This is a genomic window from Rheinheimera pacifica, from assembly GCF_024809855.1.
Lineage (GTDB): Bacteria > Pseudomonadota > Gammaproteobacteria > Enterobacterales > Alteromonadaceae > Alishewanella > Alishewanella pacifica_A.
On the sequence record NZ_JANUEM010000006.1, the window covers coordinates 195,010 to 204,709 of the forward strand.

A 9,700-nucleotide genomic window follows, 5' to 3' on the forward strand; every position below is an offset into this window, starting at 1 on the left:
CCAGCTATTTTCTGGCCGATAGCCGGTGCAACAGCAGCGGTTTACTTAGGTCTGAACAAGGTTACTAATAACGCTATCATTGCTATCACACAAAAAACCGGAATTAACAATACTACGCCGGCAATAGCCACACCGGTAATGATATCAGGGTAATTAAAACTGCTTGTACACCCGCTATTATTACCTCCGCCAAAACTGAGGCACAGATCAGCAAAAATCAGTGCGCAGCCAACCCAGGCTGCACCGGTAAACAGCGCTAATAACCAGTAAAAGCCTGCGGTTTTCTTTTTTTTACCTGTATTCAGCTGTTCCATAATACCCGATATTCTTGTTTAATAATGTTGTTAACTTAGCACGCCTAGCAGCTAGCCAAGTTAACTCTGGCAGATACTGTAGATACTTAGCTTTGTTAAAGGCTGTGGCTGCAGGTTTTATAAAAAAGGCAAAGTTATGTTTTGTGCATTGCATTAGCGGCGTGCTGTGTTTAGAGTATTTTTAATTCAGCCAGTCAGAGCCCGTTAAACCATGAGCACAATCCCCCCTGCCACACTGCCATCTGCCGATAGTGCCGCAATTTCTGAAGTGGCACCAGACACCTTTGTTGATAGCAGCGGTAAACAACTTACTGAACGTCAGATAAGGCAGGTGGTTACACCGCATGTATTTGCTGTAGCACCAGAGCTGGTTGGTAAGCAATTAGCCAGGCCTGCACGCCGTGGTATGGCGATACTAGTTGACGGTTTTTTTATTGCAGCCCTTACCTCCGGCAGCCTGGTTTTTGTCATACCCATGCTGACTTACCTGGCTTGGTCACGCTGGCAGGCAGGTAAAACCGGCCAGGTGGCCATTCTGGCCTGCACCGCACTGGTGTTGTTTACCAGCAACAACTGGACATCATCACTGCCCTCCGACAGCACTATCAAACGTATTACCGACAGCACTGCCGTGTCGGCAAATGCTTTGCGCTTAAGCCAGGCCGACTGCGATGCAGCCTGTGCACAAGTGCAGTTACAGGCTGTGATACAACAACTGCAAAACACCCGGCTAAGCATTGCCGAACGGGAAGAAATGCTTAGCGACCTGTTGGACATCAGCCAGTTATCTGCCGCTGAAAAAGCCTCGGTGATGACAGAAGCCATTACCAGTCTTAAAGTTGGCGCTACCATAGAACAAATAAGCGAGACGGCGCAAAACAGCACAGATCAGGCAGTACCTGCGCCTTCAATTACCGGCGCTTCGCTGTGGCAAAGGCTGCAAGAGTCTGATCACAGTGTACTGAAATGGGTGCAAGGTACTTTAGCTGACCTAGGTATCGGTTTTGGCTGGGCTATAGGCTATTTTACGCTGTTTATTGCCTGGAATAACGGCCAGACCATTGGCAAAAAATTATGCGGCATTCGCGTAGTGCAACTGGACAACAAGCCTATTTCGCTGTGGGGTGCTTTTGGCCGCCAGGGTGGGTATAGCGCAGGCTTCGCCACAGGCTTGCTGGGCTTTTTACAAGTATACTGGGACCCAAACCGCCAGGCTATTCAGGACAAGCTGGCCGATACGCTGGTACTGCGGGTAAAAAGCTAAGCCGGGTGGCATTTTTCATGCCCTACACGAGATAAAATTACAATAAAAATCGGCAATACCGAAAAAACACCGAACTTTATACTGCAAATATACACATAAGCCATGTGAATTATGGTTTTTAAGCCAAAATACACTAGCCTATTTTGCCATATTTTCATTAGTATGCGCATAGTAGATTAATGTTAACCGGGCGTTGCCGTCACCATTGTACAGCGCCAAGCTATAGGCTTATTTATGTTATTTGATGCAGATTTAACCACCTCATGCCCACTGCGACAAAAGATCCGTAATTATTACCGGATTGATGAAAATACCGTTATTGACCATCTGCTCCCTCTTGCCGAGGTAGGCGTTAAAGCCCGCAGCCGCGCCTGGGAACGTGCCAGGCAAATTGTACTCACTATCCGCAAAGAGCAGGACGGCCAGGGTGGTATCGACGCATTATTAAATGAGTTCTCACTATCGAGCGAAGAAGGCGTAGTGCTGATGTGCCTGGCTGAAGCGCTGCTGCGGGTGCCGGACAAAAGTACCCAGGAAGCGCTGATCCGCGACAAACTTGCCAAAGGCGACTGGAGCGCGCATCTGGGCAGCAGCGATTCGTTGTTTGTTAATGCGTCATCATGGGGGTTGTTAATTACCGGAAAAATGGTGAGTTACTCCGATCAAAACAAAGCTCACCAGTTTGGTATTCTGAAAAAAGCCCTTGGCCGTCTGGGCGAGCCGGTGATCCGCAAGTCGGTTAACTTTGCCATGAAAATTATGGGCCGACAGTTTGTTATGGGGCGCGATATTGATGAAGCTATCGAACGCGCGGCAGACACCGAGAAAAAAGGTTATGTGTACTCCTACGATATGCTGGGCGAAGGTGCCCGCACTATGGCCGATGCCGACCGCTACTATCAAAACTATTTAACTGCCATTCATGCTATCGGTAAAGCCGCTGATGGCCGTGGCCCGGTTAAAAGCCCCGGCATTTCCGTTAAGCTTTCCGCTATTCATCCGCGCTATGAATTCAGCCACCGCGAACGGGTAATGGCTGAATTACTACCTAAACTCAAAGCTTTGGTGCTGCTGGCTAAAAAATATGATATTGGCTTTACCGTAGATGCTGAAGAAGCCGATCGCCTGGATATTTCGCTGGATATAATTGAAGCAGTATTCAGCGATAACGACCTGGGCGACTGGACCGGCTTTGGTCTGGCAGTACAGGCGTATCAGAAACGGGCTATTTTTGTGATTGAATGGCTGGCCAATTTAGCCCGTAGAGTTAACCGTAAACTTATGGTGCGGCTGGTAAAAGGTGCTTACTGGGATACTGAAATTAAAACCACCCAGCAAGGTGGGCTGGAACACTTTCCGGTGTTTACCCGTAAAGCCTCTACTGATGTGTCTTATAAAGCCTGCGCCATTAAATTGCTTGAAGCGCGCGATGTGCTGTATCCGCAGTTTGCTACTCACAATGCTTACACTGCCGCCACCATTTTAGAGGTAGCCAAAGGCAATAACACCGGCTTTGAGTTTCAGCGCTTGCACGGCATGGGTGAATCATTGTTTGACCAGATTGTCAGTAACGAAAAAATTCAGTGCCGGGTGTATGCCCCGGTTGGCGAGCATGAAAACCTGCTGGCTTACTTAGTGCGGCGTTTGCTGGAAAACGGCGCCAACTCATCCTTTGTAAACGCTATTGTTGATACTACCCAGCCGGTAGAGGCGTTGCTGCCCGATCCGGTAGAAACCCTGCAAGGCCTGCGCAACAAGTACAACAGCCAGATAAAAATGCCGCTAGATTTATACGGCGCTGAACGGGCTAACTCGCGCGGCCTGGATTTGACTGATGTAAATGCCCTGATGCCGTTTAAAGCCAATTTAGACAAATGGTTTAACGAGCACAGGATCACTGCCGACACTCTGCCAACAGGTGTATCAGCGGTGATAAACCCGGCTAATCACAGGGAAATAATAGGCCATATCAGCCTGCACAGCCCTGAACACATGCAGCAGTTGCTAACGAATGCCGACGCGGCGTTTAGCAGTTGGTCGCAAGTGCCCATTAAACAACGGGCCAACCTGCTGCGCCGGATAGCCGACATTTTAGAGCGCCACAACGACGAGTTAGTAGCCATTTGTATTAAAGAGGCCGGTAAAGTGGCACAGGATGGCATTGACGAAGTACGTGAAGCGGTCGATTTTTGCCGCTATTACGCCGCCCGCTCAGAAGAGCTGGCTAAAGACGAGCGCTTTGAACCCCGAGGCGTCATTTTATGTATCAGCCCGTGGAACTTTCCACTGGCAATTTTCCTCGGCCAGGTAGCCGCCGCTATTGTTACCGGCAATACCGTTATTGCCAAACCTGCCGAACAAACCAGCCTGATTGCGCTGCGCACTATTGAGCTCATGCACACTGTTGGCTTGCCCGAGCATGTAGTACAGGCGGTGCTTGCCCGCGGCAGTGATGTAGGTAAAACCATAGTGCCGGACCCACGCATACAGGCAGTGATGTTTACCGGTTCAACCGATACCGGCAACCTTATTGCACAAACGCTGGCCGCACGCAGTGATATTCAGGTGCCGCTGATAGCCGAAACAGGTGGCCAGAACTGCATGATTGTTGACTCCACTGCACTGCCGGAACAGGTGGTTGACGATGTGATAAGCTCAGGCTTTCAAAGTGCCGGCCAGCGCTGCTCGGCACTGCGGGTGCTGTTTATTCAGGAAGACGTGGCCGACAACCTCATTGCCATGCTAAAAGGCGCTTTAAAAGAGCTGCATGTTGGCGACCCGGCGCTGCTTAGCACCGATATTGGCCCGGTTATTGATGCCAAAGCACTCAACAACCTGCAGCAGCACGTTGAGTACCTGCAGGATAAAGCCACGCTGCACTACCAGTGCGACATTCCGGATAACGACACCCACGGCGCTTACTTCTTTGCACCACGTTTATATGAGATTAAAGATTTAGCCGTGCTAAAACGCGAGGTATTTGGCCCTTGTGTGCATATTATCCGTTTTAAAGCGAAAGAGCTGGACAAGGTTATCGATCAGATCAACGGCACCGGTTTTGGCCTGACTATGGGTATTCATTCACGCATTGAAGAACGCTGCGACTATCTGGCCAAAATGTCGCGTGCGGGCAATGTGTATGTTAACCGCAATATGATTGGTGCTATTGTCGGTTCTCAGCCTTTTGGTGGCCGGGGCTTGTCAGGCACCGGCCCCAAAGCCGGCGGCCCGAACTACTTAGTGCGGCTGTTAAAAGAAAAAGCCTCGCCGGACAATGTACAAATGACTAACCTGTCACCCGATGAGCTGGACTTACACAACGCCCCCGACGCCGAAATGCAGGTACAGCAACTGATGGCAAACTCGCTGCGCGATGAAAAAATCTGGCGTGCAACGGCATTAAATGATCGTATTTCTGCAGTACGGCAATTGTTGGCCAAAATAGCCACCGTTGACATTATCGACGAACTGGCTGACGACTTAGGCTCTACGCTGGCCGATGCAAGGGCGCAGCTAAACCGGCTGGAAAAACATATGCGCAAAGCTATCGAATTACCGGGGCCTACCGGCGAGTCGAATACGCTGCGCTACGAACCGCGTGGCTGCGTGGTGTGTTATGCCGATAAGAGCACCTCGTTTAACTTCTGGACTCTGTCTATTATTACCGCCCTGGCTGCCGGTAATACGGTCATTACGGTAGCATCGGAGCTGTTTTATGAAGAAGCCCAGACGTTCAGGGAGAAGTTTATTGCTACAGGTGTGGCGGACGGCGTGTTTCAGGTAGCGAAATCTAACCAGTTGCAGGCTATTCTGGCTCATCCGCATTTAGCCGGGGCAGTGGTTGCTGCGCGCTCGTCTCGTTTAGGCTACTTCAGCCAGCAGTTGGCCGAACGCGAGGGTGCTATTTTGCCGGTGATCAGCGCCGAATATTATGACACGTTAATCAAACGGCTTATAACCGAAAAAACCATCAGTATTGATACCACGGCATCAGGGGGTAACACCTCGCTAATGACTATGGTAGAAGACGACGAATAACCTGCCAGCACGAGTAGCCAGCCTGCCAGCATAAGTTACACCATAAAAGCCAGGGTAGCCCCCTGGCTTTTTTATCTGCCAAAGCGCAGCTGTTGCCTTCAACAACATCTTAGCAGCATGTATTAAGCCTGCCCCAGGTTTGTGATGCCGCCTTTGTTAGGGTAGACTCCCCCGGTTTTTAAACATAATAATACCGCGCTCAGCGCGTCTTCTCAGACCAAGGGAAACTTATCGGGAGCATAATCCATGGCAAGATTTAAAGTGCCGCACACCCTTACTTTGTTGTTTAGCATGATGGTACTGGCGATGATCGCTACCTGGATAGTACCGCAAGGCTTTTTTGAAACTCAAACCCTGGCTAATGGCCGCTCGGCTGTCGTACCCGGCACTTTTGCTTTAGTAGAAGAACGCCAGTACTTAAGCCCGTGGCAGTTGTTAACCGCCATACCACGCGCTTTTGCCAGTGCTCAGGACGTTATTTTCTTTGTCATGATTTTAGGTGGCGTGCTGTCTATCGCCCGCGCCACCGGTACAGTGGATGCGTTAATTGGCCGCCTGCTGACCCGGTTTGGCGAAAAACCGCAGATGCTGATCTTTATGGTGGTGTTTTGCTTTGCCATGGCGTCCAGCGCTATCGGCACCGCCGGGGAGTATATCCCCTTTGTGCTGATTTTAGTTGCACTGTGTAAAGCGATGCGGCTGGATGCGATGACAGCCGTCGGTATGACAGTAGCCGGTTATGGTATTGGTTATGGTGTATCGGCTATTAACCCTTTTACAGTAATTATTGCCCAGCAAATTGCTGAAGTGCCGGTACTGTCGGGTATAGAACTGCGGCTGGCGATTTTTATCCCCTTTGTGCTGATTGGTTTTCACCATGTCTGGAGCTATGCCAAAAAAGTACTGGCCGACCCGGCCAACTCAATGGTAGCCGATTTACCCTGCCCGCTTGGCGATAAACAAACCGCGACTTACCCACAACTGGCGCTAAACCATAAACTTATTTTAGCCAGCTTTGTCGGCACCATCGCTATCGTGGCTTATGGCATTAGAGTACATGGCTGGTACTTATACGAGCTAAGCGCCTGCTTTGTTGCCTGGGGCCTGTTTACTGCGGTCGTTGGCCGCATTTCTGCCGACACTGCGGCTCAAAAATTTGTCGACGGCGCCATGGAGCTCACCACTACTGCCATGCTGATAGGTGTGGCGCGTGGTATTTCGCTGGTTATGGAAGATGGTCAGATTTTACACTCACTGGTACATGGTATGTCGCTGCCACTGTCTTATGTGGGCGCGGAAGCGGCAGCTGTTGGCATGCTGATTATTCAAACCCTGCTGAACTTCTTTATTCCCTCCGGTAGTGGACAGGCTTATGTCACTATGCCATTAATGGTGCCGCTGAGCGATTTACTCGACATTCCGCGTCAGGTTGCCGTGTTGGCGTATCAGTTTGGTGATGGCTTTTCTAATATGCTCATCCCTACCAATGCCGTGTTAATGGGTATTATCGGTATTGCCGGTATTCCTTACGGCCACTGGTTCCGCTTTTGTGCACCATTGCTGCTAAAGCTGATGCTGGCAGCCTCAGTGGTGTTGGTGCTGGCAGTAGTATTTGACTATGGCGACAGTGTTCAGCCGGAAAAAACGGCCAGTATAAGCGTAAGCCAACCGGAATAAGCCGGGTATAGCATGCCGGTAACAACATTACCGGCATGCTTACTGGTAATTCAGTGTTTTCCTGATTAGAGTACGCTAATCAGGCAACAGCCCCCCTTCACTGCAGGCCGTGATATGAGTCAGGCGAAACAAATTGCTGAAATTATCTTAAAAGGCTTTCGCCGCCACTTCAGTTTATTTCAGGCTATTACCGCCAAAGCCAAACAACGTTTTGAACTGGCCGACTGGCGCGCTTTTCAGCAGGACAGCTCCGATCGTATTTCGTTTTATGATCAGCGCGTTACCGAAGCTATTGCTCATCTGGCCAACGAGCTGCCAAGCCAGTGTTTAAACGAAACACTATGGCAACAGGTAAAGCAGCACTATATGGAGTTTCTGGCGTTTCACCCCCAGGCCGAGCTGGCTGAAACCTTTTATAACTCGGTGTTTTGCCAGTTATTTGAGCGTAAATACTTCCATAATAAAAACATTTTTGTTGAATCAACATTAAGCAAACAGCATTTACCCGCCCCGGTGGCCTCGGTATACGACAGCTACTTTCCGGCGCAGGATGGCTTAAAACAAACTATCCGTAATATTGTCTCCGGCTTTGGCTTTATTACGCCCTTTGTGAACCTGGACCGTGATATCCGCCTGATTGTAAAAAGCTTTATGGCGCAGTCCAGCCATGGCCGCCACCCGGTATACCAAATCCGCTTTGATATTTTAAGGTCGGTGTTTTACCGTAATAAAGCTGCTTACATTGTTGGTCGCGCGGTAACACCGGATGGCCAGCAGCCGTTTATTATTCCGCTGCTGCACCGTGAAGGTGCCGGTTTATATATCGACACCCTGGTAACTGACGCCAAGCAAATGACGATTATTTTCGGCTTCTCGCGCGCCTATTTTATGGTTGCCAGCCAGGTACCATCAGCACTAGTGCATTTTTTGCGTGAGCTGCTGCCGCATAAAACTCTGGCCGAACTGTATGCAAGTATCGGCTTACATAAACAGGGCAAAACCGAATTTTACCGTGAACTGCTGGGCCACCTGAATAAAAGTAATGATCAATTTGTGGCGGCCCCCGGTATTCGCGGCATGGTGATGATGGTGTTTACCCTGCCCTCTTTTCCTTATGTATTTAAAGTGATCCGCGACAAGTTTGCCCCCAGCAAAGAATTTGGCCGCGATACGGTAAAAGCGCGCTACCTGCTGGTAAAAAAGCATGACCGTGTTGGCCGCATGGCCGATACGCTGGAATACTCTGATGTTGCCTTACCAAAAAACCGTTTTTCGGCCGAATTACTCGAAGAATTGCAGCAGGTTATCAGCGGCTCGCTCAGCTTTGAAGATGAGCTGGTGGTTATTAAGCACCTGTATATTGAGCGGCGGATGATCCCGCTGAATATCTATCTGGAAACGGCCTCGTTGGAGGAAAAAAGCCATATTATGGACGACTACGGCCAGGCGATTAAACAGATGCTGGCCGCTAATATATTTCCCGGTGATATGCTGCTGAAAAATTTTGGTGTAACGCGGCATAAACGCGTAGTGTTTTACGACTACGACGAAGTGCAGTATATGCTGGATGTGAATTTCAGAAGCTTCCCGAAAACCGATAACTACGAAGACGCGCTATTTGCCGAAGGCACAGTTTGCGCTGCCCCGGGTGATGTATTCCCTGAACAAATGGCCACCTTTGTTACGCCGCAGCCGCAAATCCGTGAGCTGTTATTTAGTAAACATCCCGAATTATTAGACGCCGCCTATTGGCGGCAGAAACAACACAATATCCGCAATGGCGTGGTAGAAGATATTTTCCCCTATCCCGACAACATGCGCTTTTATCATTTTTACAACGACGAGCCCGCTTAAAAATGAAAATTTACGTCGACGCCGATGCCTGCCCGGTGGTAATTAAAGACATTATTTTCCGCGCTGCCGAGCGCAAACAAATCACCACACTGCTGGTAGCGAATCAACTGATCCGTGTTCCGCCATCTAAGTTTATCTCGGCCATTACGGTGTCCAGCGGCTTTGATGAAGCCGACAACGAAATAGTGCGCCGCTGCGAAGCTGGTGATTTGGTGATCACTGCAGATATTCCACTGGCAGCCGATGTGCTGGCTAAAGGCGGCCATGCGCTGAACCCGCGTGGCGAGCTGTACAGCAACGACACTATTAAACAAAAGCTGACGATGCGTGATTTTATGGACACCCTGCGTGGCAGCGGCGTACATACCGGCGGCCCGCCACCCCTAAACCAGAGCGACCGTCAGGTGTTTGCTAATCAGTTGGATAAGCTGTTACAACAGCATTCAAGGGGTCAGAGTCTGAGGGATCCCCACGAATTTAGCCTTCGCATTCAATGTTGTAACTCGCCGTATCCAACAAGTGTTTACAGTGGCGCAAGGTATTGCGCCACTGT

At 49.9% G+C, this 9,700-nt stretch carries 5 protein-coding genes and 1 pseudogene; 5 read left to right on the plus strand and 1 reads right to left on the minus strand.

Annotated elements, in window-relative coordinates:
- Nucleotides 1-41 precede the first annotated feature (41 nt).
- Complete coding sequence (locus M2404_RS10690) at nt 42-314, minus strand: hypothetical protein (protein WP_259239713.1); 273 nt, start codon at nt 312-314, stop codon at nt 42-44.
- 211 nt (nt 315-525) lie between these two features.
- Here M2404_RS10690 and M2404_RS10695 point away from each other — a divergent pair, with 211 nt between their 5' ends.
- The 5 genes and pseudogenes from M2404_RS10695 to M2404_RS10715 all read left to right on the plus strand — a co-directional run.
- The gene (locus tag M2404_RS10695) at nt 526-1,578 is read left to right on the plus strand and encodes an RDD family protein (protein ID WP_259239714.1); all 1,053 of its coding nucleotides are present in this window, start codon (nt 526-528) and stop codon (nt 1,576-1,578) included.
- A gap of 234 nt (nt 1,579-1,812) precedes the next feature.
- On the plus strand, nt 1,813-5,616 hold the full coding sequence (gene putA, locus M2404_RS10700) for a bifunctional proline dehydrogenase/L-glutamate gamma-semialdehyde dehydrogenase PutA (protein ID WP_259239715.1): 3,804 nt from the start codon (nt 1,813-1,815) through the stop codon (nt 5,614-5,616).
- Nucleotides 5,617-5,862: 246 nt separating this feature from the next.
- Nucleotides 5,863-7,293 carry a YfcC family protein gene (locus tag M2404_RS10705; RefSeq protein ID WP_259239716.1) on the plus strand — a complete coding sequence of 477 codons (1,431 nt, stop codon included), beginning with the start codon at nt 5,863-5,865 and terminating at the stop codon, nt 7,291-7,293.
- 114 nt (nt 7,294-7,407) lie between these two features.
- The gene (gene aceK / locus M2404_RS10710) at nt 7,408-9,147 is read left to right on the plus strand and encodes a bifunctional isocitrate dehydrogenase kinase/phosphatase (protein WP_259239717.1); all 1,740 of its coding nucleotides are present in this window, start codon (nt 7,408-7,410) and stop codon (nt 9,145-9,147) included.
- Nucleotides 9,148-9,149: 2 nt separating this feature from the next.
- Nucleotides 9,150-9,596, plus strand: a pseudogene (locus tag M2404_RS10715) (YaiI/YqxD family protein); the annotation flags it as partial.
- Nucleotides 9,597-9,700 lie beyond the last annotated feature (104 nt).